This is a genomic window from Mesorhizobium sp. B2-9-1, assembly GCF_006439455.1.
Taxonomy (GTDB): Bacteria; Pseudomonadota; Alphaproteobacteria; order Rhizobiales; family Rhizobiaceae; genus Mesorhizobium.
Map to the genome: position 1 here is coordinate 203,632 of NZ_VFTP01000004.1, position 15,221 is coordinate 218,852.

General features: G+C 66.1%; 14 protein-coding genes. 7 read left to right on the forward strand and 7 right to left on the reverse strand.

Annotated elements, in window-relative coordinates:
* Positions 1 to 25: 25 nt before the first annotated feature.
* Complete coding sequence (locus FJW05_RS11070) at positions 26 to 2,119, reverse strand: Wzz/FepE/Etk N-terminal domain-containing protein (protein WP_140631506.1); 2,094 nt, start codon at positions 2,117 to 2,119, stop codon at positions 26 to 28.
* A gap of 239 nt (positions 2,120 to 2,358) precedes the next feature.
* Here FJW05_RS11070 and FJW05_RS11075 point away from each other — a divergent pair, with 239 nt between their 5' ends.
* From FJW05_RS11075 to FJW05_RS11090, 4 genes are all read left to right on the forward strand, one after another.
* Positions 2,359 to 3,891, forward strand: a complete 1,533-nt coding sequence (locus tag FJW05_RS11075) for a formyl transferase (protein WP_140631509.1) — start codon at positions 2,359 to 2,361, stop codon at positions 3,889 to 3,891.
* Complete coding sequence (locus FJW05_RS11080) at positions 3,888 to 5,150, forward strand: NAD(P)/FAD-dependent oxidoreductase (RefSeq protein WP_140631512.1); 1,263 nt, start codon at positions 3,888 to 3,890, stop codon at positions 5,148 to 5,150. Before FJW05_RS11075 ends, FJW05_RS11080 begins: the two co-directional genes overlap by 4 nt.
* A gap of 267 nt (positions 5,151 to 5,417) precedes the next feature.
* Entirely contained in the window at positions 5,418 to 6,623 is a 1,206-nt protein-coding gene (locus FJW05_RS11085) for an NAD(P)/FAD-dependent oxidoreductase (protein ID WP_140631514.1), read from the forward strand.
* Positions 6,624 to 6,757: 134 nt separating this feature from the next.
* Positions 6,758 to 7,255, forward strand: a complete 498-nt coding sequence (locus tag FJW05_RS11090) for an N-acetyltransferase (protein WP_140631517.1) — start codon at positions 6,758 to 6,760, stop codon at positions 7,253 to 7,255.
* 64 nt (positions 7,256 to 7,319) lie between these two features.
* Here the strand turns inward: FJW05_RS11090 and FJW05_RS11095 are convergent, their stop codons facing one another.
* Positions 7,320 to 8,057: an ABC transporter ATP-binding protein gene (locus tag FJW05_RS11095; RefSeq protein WP_140631520.1), complete on the reverse strand. Its 738-nt coding sequence runs from the start codon at positions 8,055 to 8,057 to the stop codon at positions 7,320 to 7,322.
* Complete coding sequence (locus FJW05_RS11100; RefSeq protein WP_140631523.1) at positions 8,050 to 9,201, reverse strand: hypothetical protein; 1,152 nt, start codon at positions 9,199 to 9,201, stop codon at positions 8,050 to 8,052. Before FJW05_RS11100 ends, FJW05_RS11095 begins: the two co-directional genes overlap by 8 nt.
* A gap of 131 nt (positions 9,202 to 9,332) precedes the next feature.
* Here FJW05_RS11100 and FJW05_RS11105 point away from each other — a divergent pair, with 131 nt between their 5' ends.
* Positions 9,333 to 10,334 (forward strand): aldo/keto reductase, encoded by a 1,002-nt coding sequence (locus tag FJW05_RS11105; RefSeq protein ID WP_140631526.1) that lies wholly within the window; start codon positions 9,333 to 9,335, stop codon positions 10,332 to 10,334.
* Positions 10,335 to 10,372: 38 nt separating this feature from the next.
* On the opposite strand, the gene FJW05_RS11110 is transcribed toward FJW05_RS11105, so the two are convergent.
* The 4 genes from FJW05_RS11110 to FJW05_RS11125 form a co-directional block, all read right to left on the reverse strand.
* The gene (locus tag FJW05_RS11110) at positions 10,373 to 10,600 is read right to left on the reverse strand and encodes a hypothetical protein (protein ID WP_140631530.1); all 228 of its coding nucleotides are present in this window, start codon (positions 10,598 to 10,600) and stop codon (positions 10,373 to 10,375) included.
* Positions 10,601 to 10,715: 115 nt separating this feature from the next.
* A complete protein-coding gene (locus FJW05_RS11115; protein WP_140544596.1) occupies positions 10,716 to 11,345 on the reverse strand; it encodes a glutathione S-transferase family protein in 630 nt (209 codons plus the stop codon).
* Between the two features lie 203 nt (positions 11,346 to 11,548).
* Positions 11,549 to 12,646 (reverse strand): NAD(P)/FAD-dependent oxidoreductase, encoded by a 1,098-nt coding sequence (locus FJW05_RS11120; RefSeq protein ID WP_140631532.1) that lies wholly within the window; start codon positions 12,644 to 12,646, stop codon positions 11,549 to 11,551.
* Positions 12,647 to 12,732: 86 nt separating this feature from the next.
* Positions 12,733 to 12,966 (reverse strand): hypothetical protein, encoded by a 234-nt coding sequence (locus FJW05_RS11125; RefSeq protein WP_140544600.1) that lies wholly within the window; start codon positions 12,964 to 12,966, stop codon positions 12,733 to 12,735.
* A 118-nt stretch (positions 12,967 to 13,084) separates the two neighbouring features.
* Here FJW05_RS11125 and FJW05_RS11130 point away from each other — a divergent pair, with 118 nt between their 5' ends.
* Together FJW05_RS11130 and ugpC are read left to right on the forward strand one after the other, a co-directional pair.
* Complete coding sequence (locus FJW05_RS11130; protein WP_140631534.1) at positions 13,085 to 13,684, forward strand: DUF922 domain-containing protein; 600 nt, start codon at positions 13,085 to 13,087, stop codon at positions 13,682 to 13,684.
* Between the two features lie 453 nt (positions 13,685 to 14,137).
* Positions 14,138 to 15,214 (forward strand): sn-glycerol-3-phosphate ABC transporter ATP-binding protein UgpC, encoded by a 1,077-nt coding sequence (ugpC, locus tag FJW05_RS11135; protein ID WP_140631537.1) that lies wholly within the window; start codon positions 14,138 to 14,140, stop codon positions 15,212 to 15,214.
* The last annotated feature ends 7 nt before the right edge of the window (positions 15,215 to 15,221 follow it).

The window sequence follows — 15,221 nt, forward strand, 5'->3', positions numbered from 1 at the left end:
GGGACCAGCCAGGATCGAGGCCATGTCAGGCCGCCTCGTCGACCAGCATGGCGCCGGTCGGCAGCCGCCCCATGACGGAGACCGCTTCCGAGGTCGCGGCGACGTCGCGCATCGGCGTCGCGTTCAGCCTGGCGACGAGCAGGATCTCGTCGGCCATGGCGACCAGCGGCAGGACGTTGAGGTCGTCGGCAAGCGCGCCGCCGTCGACGACGACGAGCTCGAAGCTGTGATTGGCCTCGGCCAACATGCGATGGGCGAAATAGAGCGCCTGCGCTTCCTGGAACACCGCGGTCGGCCGTCCCCGGCTGACCAGCGCCACGGAACTGCCCGTTGCATAGCGGCTGACCGCGTCAAGCGGATATTCGCCGCGCAGCACGTCGAGCACGCCGGGCTGCGGGTCCTTCTGGCCCTTGCCGGCATTGATGTCGATGAACAGCACGCGGCGCCCCCTGGCCGCCGCCGCGTTGGCGAGCTGCCATGCCACCCTCGACCGCTCAGCCTTATCCTCGGGCGGCGACGCCACCAGGATGGAGGGTACCAGCGGCCAGTCCGGCGGGCGCCTGGTAGCGGCGGCGATGCGCTGCAGCGCGAGCCCGGCCACGGCGTCGGTCTTCTGGGCAGCAGCGCCGGAGCGGCGGCGCCCCCTGCCCGGCAGAACGCCCAGCACCGGCGCCTCGATGGCCGACTGCATCTGGTTGGCGGAAAGCACGGTCGGCGAGAGATATTCGGCGATCAGCGCCATGCCGACGCCCAGCGCCAGCCCGCCGAAGATGGCGCCAAACACAAGCAACCCCTTCGGCGGCCAGCTCTTCTTCAGCGCCGGCATGGCTTCGGAGATGATGCGGGCATTGGTGCTGTTGACGTTAGTCTGCTCGCGCGTTTCCTGGGCCCGCTGCAGGTAATTGGCATAGACGGTGCGCACGGCGTCGAGATCGCGCTGCAGCTCGCGCAGCCTTACCGAGGCCTGGTCGGTGTCGAGCGACTTGCCTTTCAGGGACGCCACCTTGGCCTCCAGCGCCTTCTGGTTGGCCGACGCGCGCTCGTAATCGGTCTCGGCGGCAGTAACGAGGCGGCCGAGCTCACGCGAAATCAGCTTGCGCAGATCGCTCAATTGCTGCTGCGCGGAGATCATCGAGGGATGGCGCGGCCCGAGCTCGGTGCCGAACTGCGAAATCTGGTCGACCAGCGTCGCCTCCTGCGCCCTGAGGCTCGCAATCACCGGCGAGCGCATCGCTTCCGATGTCGCGTCCGGCGCGCCGCCCTGCCGGCGCAGCTGGTCGACCTGCGCCTTGAGCTGGGCCGTACGGGTCTGGGTGGCTGTCAGTTGCGTGTTGAGGTCGGTCAGTTCCTGGTCGCTGACCAAATTGCCGGCCGCCATCACCATGTTGTGCTCGGCCTTGTAGGTCTCGACGGCGTTGGCAGCCTGCTCGACGCGCTTGCGCTGGTCTTCCAGCCGGGCGCTGATCGCGTCGGAGGCGTCGGCGGCGGCCTTCGAACGCGCTTCGGCCTGGTCGTCGAGATAGGCCTGCGCGATGGCGTTGGCGAGTTCGGCCGCTAGGTCGGCGCTCTTGGCCGTGATGATGATATTGAGCACCAGCACCTTGTCGTCGCGCTTCACCGCCAGGCGGCGGCGCAGCGCGTCGAGCGTTTCAGCTGTCCTGTCGCCGTCGCCGGAGTCGAAGAACATGCCCAGCCAGCCGCCGAGCCCGCCCTGCCCGTTGAAGTCCGGGTTCTCGCTCAGGTTGGTCGCCTTGATGGCGCGCAGCAGGACGCCGTTCGATTGCGCCACACTCACCTGGCTTTCGACCTGAGTGATGCCGCCATCGGGCGAGATGCGGCTCGGATTGACATCGTTGGTGACGACCTGGAGGTCTTGCGGATCGATGATGATCTGCGCCGTCGAGGAATAGAGCGCCGGTGTCAGGAAGGCGTAGATCAGCGTCGCGATGGTGAGCAGCGCGACGGTGGCGAAGATCAGCTTGCGGCGGCGCAGCAGGATGCGGCCGAGATCGCCAAGCTCGACCGTGGCGGGCGCGGGCGCAGGCGCATAATAGGCCGGCGCCGGCGCGATCGCCTCCGGAGCGTTCTGCTGAGGCACCATGAGCAGGGGTGATTGCAAAGGTCGCTCCGAGAACGCTCCATCGGCCGGCAAACGAGAAATGCGGCGTTGGTCTAGCTATTCCCGGCAACGATTAAAACACTGTTAATTATGTTCATAAATTGAGGCCGCTCTGGCACGAAGTTTGCACCAACGCAGTAGAATCTAAGTGCAGCCTAAATTGGAGACATCGTGCGCATGCGGCGGGAATTTGATCTGGCCAGCCGGGTCGGCGGCACCGGATGTGCCCGGGGCCGGCAATGCGCCTGACCCTGCGCCTCGATGGCGATTGCGTGCGCGCCTTTCATGTAACGCTGGCCGAGCGGTTGTCGCTGCTGCCCGGCGTGGAGCTTGCCGTCGACGCCCGTCCGGCGGCGGGCGGCGTGCCGCGCGCAGCCGAAGCGCTGTTCCAGCTTGAGACGCTGATCCATCGCCTGCCCGCCAATGGGACGGCCAGGCGTGTGCCGCTTTCGGCACTGGCCGGCCATGCGAGAGCGTCCGCGCCGGCCGATCTCACTATCGATCTCATCGGCGACGTCGAGCCGCAGGGCAGACGGGTCTGGCGGCTCGCCTATGACGGCGTCTGCGGCGAGCAGGCCCTCCTGGCGCTGATCCTTGCCGCCCGCACGCCGCTGGCCCGCCTGGAACAGAATGGCGCGACAGTCGCCGAGGGACGGCTCGGGACCGAGTATCACGGCATCGCGCTGGCTTCCTTCCAGGACATGCTGGCGCGCAGCGCCAGCCTGATCGTCGCGGCGGTCAACGGCGCCGCCCGCTCATCGCTTCCGGTGCTGCCCGAACCGCCATCTGAGACGGCGCCGCCAGCCATGCCGCCAGCCACGAAGCTCGGTGTGCGTGCGGCCAAGGCGACGGCACGCCGCATCATCCAGCAGATCTATCACCTGTGCTACAACGCCCCGCATTGGCGGGTCGGCTGGCGCGAGACCGGCGGCAAGGATCTCTACGAGCTGCGCGCCCATCCGCAATCCGGCTGGCGCGATTTGCCGGACGACGGCAGCCGCTTCTACGCCGACCCGTTCCCCGTGCTTTACCGCGGCCAGGTGACGCTGTTCGTCGAGGACTACATCCATCGCACCGGCAAGGCGATCCTGTCGGCAGTGGCGTTTGGCGCATCTGGACCAGTCGGCACTCCGAAGCCGGTTCTGGAGCTGCCCTACCACCTCTCCTACCCCTTCGTGTTCGAGCGCGACGGCGAGATGTGGATGGTGCCGGAAAGCTCCGCCAACCGGACCGTCGACCTCTACCGCGCCACCGCTTTCCCGGGCGGCTGGGTCAAGGAAGCGACGCTCCTGTCGGATATCGTCGCCAGCGACGCCACGCTTGTCGAGCATGGCGGGCGCTGGTGGATGTTCGCCACCGTACGCGACGGCGGCGGCGCCTTCTCGGACCAACTGCATCTGTGGTCGGCGCCGGATTTCCGCGGGCCGTGGACGCCGCACCCGAAGAACCCGATTATGATCGACATCGCCTCGGCGCGGCCGGCGGGCCGTATGGTCAGCCGCGGCGGCCAACTCCTTCGCCCGGTGCAGGACTGCCGCAGGAGCTATGGCGCCGCGCTCGGCATCGCGCGTGTCACGCAGCTCGACGATGGCGGCATGGAACAGGTCATCGAAACGATCGTCAATCCTGGCGCTGGCTGGGCCGGACGCAAGCTGCATACACTGAACGAAGCGGGCGGGATGGAATTCATAGATGGTTCGGCAATGGCGCCGCGCTGGAAACGCATGCAGAGGCAGGATTCCATGCCTAAGGGCGGTGGAGAAAAGACATGAGCATCGCAGAGGACCGCGAAGCAACCGCCGTGCCGGCCAGCCAGGCCGAGGTCGAAGTGGCGATCGTCGGCGCGGGGCTCGCCGGAACCGTGCTGGCGCTGTCGCTCGCCAAGGCGGGCTGCAAGATCGCGCTGGTCGATCCGCATCGTGTCCATCATGACGAATTCCGGGCCGAGAAAACTCGCGCGGAGCAGATGGGACTGTTCGAGAAACTCGGCCTCGGCCCGGTTTTCAGGTCTCTCGTCACCCCGATGACAGACGTCCATGTCTTCCGCTTCGGCCAGCTGTTCGAGCGCAAGCGAGGCTGGGAGTACGCCTTTTCCTACACGCCGCTGGTCAACGGCCTGCGCGCGGCGCTGCCTCCGCAAGTGCCGCTGACGATCGGCAAGGTCGCGGAGGTCTCGACGGGACCGGACCGGCAGCGGCTGGTGCTCACCGACGGCTCCGTGATCGATGCCCGGCTGCTGGTGGTGGCCACCGGCTATAGCGAGGCGGTGCGGCGCGCGATCGGCGTCGAGCGCGTCGAGGAATCGAAGGCGCATTCGCTGACGTTGGGGTTCGATCTCGCGGTCACGCCGCAGGAATTCGGCCTGCCGTCCCTCACCTTCTACGGAAGGCGGATCGCCGATCGCATTGCCTTTCTTACCATCTTCCGGATCGGCGAGCGGATGCGCGCGAACATGTTCGTCTACCGGACCGTCGCCGATCCGTGGGTGCGGTCGTTCCGCGAGGACCCGCAAAAGATGCTCCTGGAGTTGATGCCGGAGATCGCGGCTCGATGCTGCAACTTCGCCGTCGCCAGCGAGGTCGAGGTGAGGCAGGTCGGCCTGACAACGACGCAGGGCCATCGGCGCGACGGTGTCGTCTTCATCGGCGATGCGTTCGCCACGACCTGCCCGGCGCAAGGCGACGGCATCCACCGGGTGCTGACCGATGTCGATTGCCTCAGCTCGACGCATATCCCCGCCTGGCTCGAGACGCCCGGCATGGCGGCCGACAAGATCTGCGCCTTCTACGACGATCCGACCAAGATCGCCGCCGACGCCAGGGCCATGCGCGCCAGCATTTACGCAAAGCGGATAACCACCGAGACGGGGCTTGAATGGCGGCTGCGCCGCCTGCGCAACAACACCGCGCGGCGCTTGATGATCTTTGCCCGTCGATTCCGCGAGGCGGGAAAATCGGGTGACGCCGGACCTGGCCCAGAGGGAACTGCTTTCGACCAAACCGGCAAGGCACCGGCCAGCCTGGGAACATGATCGTGAGCGATCTTACCAATCCGTAAGTCGCGATCCCTGGCAAAGCTGGTTTAGATCGTGGCGAGCAGTGTCTCCTGCTCGGCGGGACAGCACGCCCGTCGCTCCAATGGCCCGCTGCCGGCTCGGCGGCGGGCTAACGAGCGGCGGCAAGTAAGGGCGGTGTCACCGGATTAACCTAATTTTTCATTGCTACCCTGCTCGCGTCCGGGTTGCTTGAGAGTGTTTCGGCTACTCGCGATATTCCGCCGAAGGCTGTGGAGCAGAAGAATGAGCACCGCACAAGGGCGCGAAACGGCCGGCCAGGCTGGCGCGGCCGAAGTCGAAGTGGCGATCGTTGGCGCCGGGCTGGCGGGCACGAGCCTGGCCGCGGTGCTGGGCAAAGCCGGCCGCAAGGTGGCGCTGATCGACCCGCATCTGGTGCATCACGACGAGTTCCGGGCTGAGAAGATCGGCATGAAGCAGATGCAGGTGTTCGAGAAGCTCGGCCTCGGCCCTGCCATCAGGCCTCTGGTCACACCGATGACCGACATTCACGTCTTCCGCCTCGGCCAGTTCTTCCGGCGCGAACGGAAATGGGAATTTGCCTTCTCCTACGGCGCGCTGGTCAACGGCATGCGGCAGGCCCTGCCTCGGCAAGTACCGCTGACGGTGGGCAAGGTCGCCGAGGTTTCGACCGGGCCGGACCGGCAGCGCCTGGCGCTGACCGACGGTTCCGTCATCGATGCCCGCCTGCTGGTGGTGGCCACCGGCTACGGCGAGGCGGTGCGGCGCGCCATCGGCATCGAGCGCGTCGAGGAATCGAAGGCACATTCGCTATCGATCGGATTCGACCTCGCGATCGCGCCGCAGCAATGCGCCTACCCCGCCGTCGCCTGCTATGCCAGGAACCCGGCGGATCGTGTCGCCTATCTCAGCGTCTTCCCGATCGGCGACCGCATGCGGGGCAACATGTTCGTCTATCGCACCGTGGCCGAGGAATGGACGCGGGCGTTCCGCGAAAATCCGCAGAAAATGCTTTGCCAGCTGATGCCGGAGATCGCCAGGCAGTGCGGCAACTTCGCCGTCGCCGGCCCCGTCGAAGTGAGGCAGGTCAGCCTGACGACGACAAGGCAGCACCGCCGCGCCGGCGTCGTCACCATCGGCGACGCGTTCTGGACGACATGCCCGACGCCCGGCATCGGCATCAACCGGGTGGTGACCGACGTCGACCGGCTGGCTTCGACCTACATCCCGCAATGGCTCTCGACGCCCGGCATGGACGCCAACAAGATCTGCGCCTTCTACGACGATCCGGTGAAGGTCGCGACCGACAAAGCCAGCATGCGCTCCAGCATCTACGCCAAGCGCATCACCATCGAGACGGGGCTCGAATGGCGGCTGCGCCGCCTGCGCAACAACACCGCGCGCCAATTGATGATCATTGGGCGCAGGTTCCGCCGTCGCGAAGAATTGCCGGCACAGAGCGCGGCGTAAAGCGGAGATCCCAAGCGCGGACGGGCCGGCGCGACAGCACCCCCCTCTGCCCTGCCGGGCATCTCCCCACAAGGGGGAGATTGGCTGTACCCATCGCTTCGCCCTATCTTCAGACTCCAACAAGGATGGCGACCATGACCCGCATCCGGGCGATGACGAGGAATGACCTTGCCGATGTGTCGCGGCTGCTCGGGCAATCGTGGCGGCGGACCTATGCGCCGATCATGGGCGACGAGGCCGTGGCCAGGCTCTCCGATGAAAGGCACGCGCCGGAAAGGCTCGCGGCGGAGCTCGACGACGAGGACAAGATGTCCTTCGTCGCCGAGCGCGCCGACGGCTCGATTGCCGGCTACGCCATGGCGGCGATGGACGGGAAAGGCGATGTGATGCTGCAGCGGCTCCACATCGAGCCGCAGGCGTTCGGCAGCGGCCTCGCGGTCGACCTGCTGCATGCCGTGCTTGCCGCGCATGCCGGCATCCCCAGCATCGCGCTGGAGGTGATAGAAGGCAACGACCGCGCGATCGCCTTCTACCGCAAGCACGGCTTCGAAGTGGTCGAACGCCGGGAAGCGGCCCACGGCGTCGGCGGCCATGCTTCGCTGATCATGCGCCGCATGTTGCCGATGGCTTAGAGCTTTGTTTTTGCCGCAATTCCAGGCGGAAAACCGCTCACACTTTTCCTGGAATTGCTCTAGATCAGGCAGCGGCCCGCACGCGCAGCGCCTGCATGACGCTTTCCTCGAAAGCGCCGGGCGCCCCGCCCGCTTCGGCCAGCTGGGCCGCATCCCAGCTCCGGTCCAGGCTTCCGTCAGCCATCAGCACCGCGCGATTGCAGAGCGTCGGCACCGCCTCCACCACATGGGTCGAGACGATGACGGCGTGACGGCCGCTCGCGCAGAGCGCGGCGATGATGCGCTTCACCTCCCAGGCCGCGACGGGGTCGAGGCCGTTCAGCGTCTCGTCGAATATCAGAAGCGGCGGCCGGCCGAGGAATGCTGCGACGATCGCGGCCTTGGCTCGCGTGCCAAGCGAATATTCAGCGATCGGACGCTCGATCCAGCGCCCGAGGTCCAGCCGCTCCAGCAGGTCGCCGCTTGGCAGGTCGTTTGGCGCGCAGCCGCGGATCGACGCGACGAGCTCGATATACTGGCGTCCCGAGAGCGGGGCCGGCAGTTCGTGCGGCTCGATGGCAAGGCCGAAACCGGCCTTGGCGCGTTCCGGCGCGGCGGCGAGGTCGATGCCGTCGATCGCCACGCTGCCGCAGATCAACGGGATCTGGCCGGTGATCGCCCTGATGAGCGTCGACTTGCCCGAGCCATTGGCGCCGAGCAGACCGAGAATATCGCCCCGGCGGAGCGAAAGATCGATGCCTTGAACCACGGCCCGCCCGCGATAGCCGGCGCTGAGTTCGCTGACGGCGAGAACTTCATCCATTGCGATACCTCTGTCGGGTTCGGTGCCACAGGAAGAACACCAGCGCGGCCAGGCCGATCAGCACGGTCCGGCCATATTCGAACGTCTCGTAGCCGGCATAGGCGAGCGCGCCGGCAAAACTCAGTATGGCGACGAAGGGCGCATTCAGGAAATAGGCGCCGAACACCGCATAGATGCCGTTCAGCACCAGCAGCCAGAACCCGCCCGCCACCGGCACAGCCCATGCCGACGGCTCGGCCGCAAGTGCTGCGCCCGCCGGCAGCAGGAAGAAGGCGAGCGACAATTGCAGCGGCAGCCGCACCAGGCGCAGCCACACGCGGGTAAAGCTGATGGGCGCCGTGCGCAGCACCGGCGAGCCGAGCGGCTGGCAGCGCAGGCTGAGCATGAAGACGAGAATGCCGCCGGCCAGACCCGCCATCGCCGCCGGCCCCGCCGTGCGGCCGGCCAGGCTGGCCCATGCGCCAAGGATGGCGGCGACTGCCGGCAGCAGGCAGGCAGCCGCCAACTTCCATGACGGCCGCATATGGCCGCCCGGCAGCTTCCAGGCCCAACTGGAAAGCCAGCTCGGACGCGCCTGGTCGAGGCGGCGCAGCCAGGGCCTTCCAATCGGCGCCGTCTCGCTTCCCGCCTCTTCGGCGAGAAGACGTGGCCGTCGCAGACGCCACTGGGCCGCCGTGCCGAAGCCCAAGGCAAACAGGATCGCCGCACCTAGGCCCCAGACCGGCGCCCATGGCTTTCCGATGACGGCGCAGGCGAAGCCGACCGAAATCGCAACCAGAGCGCCAAGCGGCACCGCAAGCGCGAATGTTGCCTCGCCCGCCATGCGACGGCGCCGCCGGGGCGCTAGCGGCAGCGCTTTGAGGAAGGGCGCGAAGGCGCGTTGAAGGCAGAGCCCGGCCACCGCATTGCCGGCGGCCGTTCCGAGAACGGCCAAGGCGAGCGGCAGCCCGAGAGTCCACAGAAGCTGGTCGTGGCGCAGTCTCGCCGCGCCGGCATGCAGGGCAACCACGACATCGGCGACCGCATAGGCCGCCAGTCCGCCGCCGCCGAACGCAATCCAGGCAAGATCGCGGCGTCGCATCGCGCGCAAGCCGGCGACGAGCTCGCGCCAGAGCAATATCAGGACAAGCCTGTCGTGCCGCATTGGCCGTCACCACAGTGGAATCGCCACCGGCAAGGATGGCGACGATTACGCCGTCAATAGGGCCAGCGCTGGACGCATTGACGTCCGGCCCTATAATTTAGCCGGATCGAAAATTCGGCGGAGCAAGACGCATGAGCCTCGGCAAACGGAAACTCGGCAGCCAAGGGCTCGAAGTCTCTGCCATCGGCCTCGGCTGCATGGGGATGAGCCAGGCCTACGGCCCGGCCGACGAGGCGGAGTCTATCGCCACGCTGCACCGGGCGATCGAGCTCGGCTGCACCTTTCTCGACACGGCCGAAGTCTATGGGCCCTTCGTCAATGAGGAGTTGCTTGGACGCGCGCTGAAAGGGCGGCGCGATCAGGTGACGATCGCGACGAAGTTCGGCTTCCGCATCGCCGGCGGCAAGCAGGCCGGGCTCGACAGCCGGCCCGAGCATATACGCGAGGTGGTCGACGCTTCGCTCTCGCGACTTGCCACCGACCGCATCGACCTCCTCTACCAGCACCGCGTCGACCCGGCCGTGCCGATGGAGGATGTCGCGGGCGCGGTCGGCAAACTGGTGGCGCAGGGCAAGGTGCGCTTCTTCGGCCTGTCGGAGGCGGGCATTGCCAACATCCGCCGCGCGCATGCCGTGTATCCCGTTTCGGCGCTGCAGAGCGAGTATTCGCTGTGGGAACGCAACCTCGAGCCCGAGATCATCCCGGCGCTGAAGGAGCTCGGCATCGGCCTGGTGCCGTTCGCGCCGCTCGGCCGCGGCTTCCTGGCCGGCGACGTCAGGCGCGCGGAGGAGTATCCCGAAGGCGATTTCCGCCGCGGCGATCCACGCTACCAAGGCGAGAATTTCGACCTGAATGTCGCGGCGGCCGCCACGGTGCGCGACATCGCCGCGGCAAAGGGCGTCACGCCCGGCCAGATCGCGATCGCCTGGCTGCTCGCCAAAGGCCCGGATTTCGGCATCGACATCGTGCCGATCCCCGGCACCAAGCGCCGGACCTATCTGGAGGAGAACGTCGCGGCGGCCGACATCGCGCTCGACGCCACGGAGATGCTGGGGCTCGACATGGCGCTGACGCCCGACAAGGTGTCAGGGCCGCGCTACAACGAGCGGACGATGTCTCTGGTGGACCGGTAGAAGCTGGCCAATCTCCCTCGGAGATTTGGGCAACGGCCTTACTTTTTCTTGCAGTCCGACATCGCCTCCATCGCCTTCCTCGCCTCACCCTCGCTGGCGTATTTCTTCTTGCCGAGATCGACGACAAGCGTGCCGTCGGGCTTCTTCGGCACGATCTCGCATTGCTTCGACACGGCGTCCCTGGCGACCCAGTATTGCTCGGCTGCCATGACAGGCAGGCTCATGATGCCGGTGGCGAGGATTGCGGCGAGGATGGTGCGAACCATTGCGGACCTCCATGGCTCTGGTTGGAACGCAACGCGAAACAGGCGGGCGCCGATTGGGCGACGCACGACACGCTGCCTTTGGAAAACGCCCCGTCCGCCGCTGTGTTCCGGCGGCTCAGGCGTGCGAATGCGGATCGATGCTGTAAGGATACACTGGATAGTCCGGACCGATCGCCTCGCTGACGCGTCCCATCCAAGCATCGACCGCGGGATAGTCGGCGAGCGAGAAACCGCAGTCCTCGGCGCGGTGGCTGTAGGCGTAGACGGCGATGTCGGCGATGGTGAGCGCATTGCCGACCAGGAATTGCGTGCCGGCCAGGCTGCGCTCCAGCGCGCCGAGCGCGCGCACGCCCGCCTCGCGCTTGCCGGCAACCATCGCCTGGTTACGCTCCAGCCGACCCGTCAGCGTCCAGTAGCGCAGCGAGCCGATGACCGGTTCGATATGGTACTGCTCGAAGAACAGCCATTGCATCACCTTGGCGCGGGCAAAGCGGTCCGACGGAAAGTAGGGCGTGCCCTCGGCGAGATAGGCAAGGATCGCGTTCGACTCAGCGATCGCCTCGCCATTGTCCAGCCCGAGCACCGGAACTGCGCCTGCCGGGTTGAGCTTCAGGAATGTCTCGGTGTGGCTCTCGCCCTCGAAGATCGAGATGATGCGGGTTTCGTAGGCGATGCCCAGCAGGCCGAGCAGGACGCGAACCTTCCAGGCATTTTGCGACGGGAGGTAGTCGTAGAGCGTGAGCATGGCGGTCCTCCGTTGGTGGGACTTGGCTTGGCATGCCGCGGTGAAAGGTGCCACCCGATTCAGGCGGGCGCAGATCAGCACAGAAAGGTCTGAGCGAGGCCCCCCTCTCTGCCCTGCCGGGCATCTCCCCCTCAAGGGGGGAGATTAGATGTCACGCCGGCTTTCGCCAATCGTCAACGTTGCAGGAAGGTGGCCGTCGCCTCTCACCGCCTCGCAATATCCTTCGCCACCGCCTGCGCCTCGATGCCGATCTCGCGCAACAGGCCGGTAACCGGATTGTAGAAGCCGACGAGATAGACGCCGAGCTCGGTCGCGCGGGCGTTCACGCCGCTCTTGTCCGGCCTGAGCTGCGCCGGCAGGAAGCCGTCATAGGCCGGGTGGTAGCCGGTGGCGAAAATAGCCGCGTCGAATTTCTTCTCCACCCCGTCGGCGAATTTCACACCGTCCCGGGTGAAGCTTGCGATATCCGGTGCGATGCCGATCCGGCCGGCCTTGATCGCCGCCACCGTGCCGACGTCGATCACCGGAATGCGGCCGGCTTCGATCCCCTGCATGATGCCCTGCCGCGGCCGCACGATGCCGTATCTCTCCAGCCTACCCAACGCCAGATCGAGGATCTTTGGGAACATCCAGTCGTTCAGCGCCTGCGGCATCGGCCGGCTGGCGATGCCCACCATCTGGATCGGCACGCCGAACAGCTGGCGCGGCACGATGTGGACGCCCTTGCGCACCGAGATTGTGGGCCTGGCACCGCTTTCAGCCAGGTCGAGCGCGATCTCCGCGCCCGTATTGCCCATGCCAACGACCAGCACGTCCTTGCCGACATAAGGCGCGGCCTCGGTGTAGGCGGCGCTATGCAGCACCTTGCCATTGAAGGCTTCGATGCCCGGGAAGCTTGGTGTGATCGGCTCGGCATTGTTGCCGGTGGCCACCACGACTTTGCGGGCATTGAACAGCCCGGCATCAGTCTGGACCAGCAGGCGCTCGCCTTCGCGGCGGACCGATTTGACGGTGACGCCGAAGCGCGGCTTGAGCCCGAAACGCCCGGCATAGGCATCGAGATAGGCGACCACCTTCTCGCGCGGCACGTAGCGCGGGTGGCTTTTCGGGAACGGCACGAAGGGCAGCGACGAGAAGGATTTCACCGTGTGCAGATGCAGCCGCCGGTAATGTCGCCGCCAGGCCGGCGCCACCTCATGGGCCTTTTCAAGGATGACGAAATCCTGCCCCGCCTGTTTGAGGCAGGCAGCAACGGCGAGCCCGGCAGGACCGGCGCCGACGATGACGACATTGGTATCCAAATTGCTTTCCTCCCGCCAAAGCGGCAAAAACTATGACAGGAGGGGTTCGAGGGGCAAGTAGGGAGAACCACCTACGGGCAGCCGCCCTACTCCATCGCGCCCGGCGCCTCGGGCTCATCCTCGGGCGGTTCGAGGATCTCGATCAGTTTCGCCACGCGGGCGCCGGGCATGGCGCGGCCTTCATTGACCAACGCCTCGTCGGCGCCGATCCAGGCGAAGGCCTCGCGCAGTTCCTCAAGACTGGCGCCGGTGAGCGCGATGTCGGCGATGACGGCCTCGTCGACCGGTCCAAGCACGGAAATGATGTCGTTGCGGGTCATCTTGTCCTCCCCCATGGGTCGGGATGATTGCCCAGGGGAACGGCTGACGAGCGGAGCGGGTTCCAAAAATCCGCGGGCCGGCTTCTTCGGAACGAGGCCCGGTGCTATGGCTCGCCCGATGAAGCCCGCCCTCCTCCTCGCCGCCCTGCTTTCGTCCACGCCGGCGCTCGCCGACTGGAAGCCCGTCGAGAAAATCGAGACTTATGCCGTCTCAGGCGAAAGCGCGGAACAGCTCTACCTCTCGATCGGGGAGAAGGGACCGGTGATCGGCAAGGATTCGGCCGGCAACGAACGGCGCGTCATCGCGCATACTTTCTTCAAGCTGACCTGGCAGCGCGACTACCAGCCGCAAGGCGGCGCCTGCGTGCTGAGGACGGCGCGGCCGAAGCTGATCATCACCTACACGCTGCCCAAGCCGGCGGGGAAACTTGGCTCAGCCTTGCAAACGCGCTGGGATGCCTTCGCCGCCGGGCTGATCGCGCATGAGAAGGTGCATGGCGCCGGCATCGTCGACATGGTGGACAAGATCGTCGCCTTCAGCACCGGCCTCACCGCCCAGAACGATCCCGGCTGCAAGAAGGTCCGGGCGGAGCTGACGGCCTATCTCGACCAGCTCTCGAAGGCGCAGCGCCAGGGCAGCCGCGATTTCGACAAGATCGAGTTCGGGCAGGATGGCAACATGCTGAAGCTGATCGCGGCGTTTCTGGGCGGGGGCTGAGAACGAAAGGCAAGAGGCGCGGCAACCGCCCTGTTCACTGCGTTATGGCGGAAGCAATACGCGCGTCTTAGACGAATAGCGGCTAATCCCGCTGGCGGTCTGAATCGGCGGGAGTCGGCTTTTCCCGGGAAAGCTGAAATCTATTACATTAACGCTGCCTAATATCCATCGGTGATCGTTTGACGATGAACCGTCCGTCCGCCGGCGACCGGCTGGATCCACTTCGCTTCAGGACAGCTTTTGCTCAACTGTCTTCAATGACAAAAGTAAGCAAGGCGCGCCGACGCTTTACAGGCGTATGTGGTAGCGCTACCGTTTCACAGTCGCGTGACCCGGGGGAGCTGGGGCGAACGTCGCCGACGCCAGTGGTGGGTGCTTGCCGGCATCCGTTTCAGCCACACCTTGATTGGAACGGCTCCCGCGAGATTCGCAGGGACCATCGGGAGGAGTTCGATGGCGTCTGTCGCGATTGGCGATGTCTACAAATCGTTCGGGACCACCCAGATCCTGCATGGCGTTAGCGTCGATATAGACGACGGCGAGTTCGTCACGCTGGTCGGGCCCTCAGGCTGCGGGAAATCGACGCTTCTCAGGATGATTGCAGGCCTGGAAAAAATCTCGCGCGGCCATATCTCGATCGGCAGCCGTATCGTGAACGACGTTGCGCCGAAGGAGCGCGACGTGGCCATGGTCTTCCAGAACTACGCGCTCTACCCGCATATGACGGTTGCCGAGAACATGGCGTTCTCGCTCATGCTCAAGGGTGTCCCGAAGGCTGAAAGCGATTCGGGCGTGAAGCGGGCGGCCGAAATCCTGGGGCTGGTGCCGCTTTTGTCGCGCTATCCGCGCCAGCTTTCGGGCGGCCAGCGCCAGCGGGTCGCGATGGGCCGGGCAATCGTGCGCAATCCGCAGGTGTTCCTGTTCGACGAGCCGCTCTCGAACCTCGACGCAAAGCTGAGGGTGCAGATGCGCGCCGAAATCAAGGAGCTGCACCAGCGGCTGAAGACCACGACGGTCTATGTCACCCACGACCAGATCGAGGCCATGACCATGGCGGACAAAATCGTGGTCATGCATGACGGCCTCGTCGAGCAGATCGGACCGCCGCTCGAGCTCTACGACCGGCCGAACAACCTGTTCGTGGCAAGCTTTATCGGCTCGCCCGCCATGAACCTGCTCAAGGGCGCATTCGCCAATGATGGCCCACCGTCGTTCAGGGGCGCGGGCGGCATTTCCGTGCCTCTGCGGAAGCCTCTCTCGATCGGCAGCGGCGAAGCCATGGTGCTCGGAGTACGACCCGAGCATCTGCGGCTGGCCGACGACGGCATTCCAGTCAAGGTGGCGGTGATCGAGCCGACCGGGTCGGAAGTGCAGATCATCGGCCGCACGGTCGGCGGGGAGGATATCGTCGCCAATTTCCGCGAGCGCCACTCCTTCGCGCCGGGAGAAACCATTCGGCTGTCGGTCAACCCCGGTCCGGTCCACCTGTTCCACGGCGAGACCGGCAAGCGAATCGAGACGGCGCGATAAAACCAGG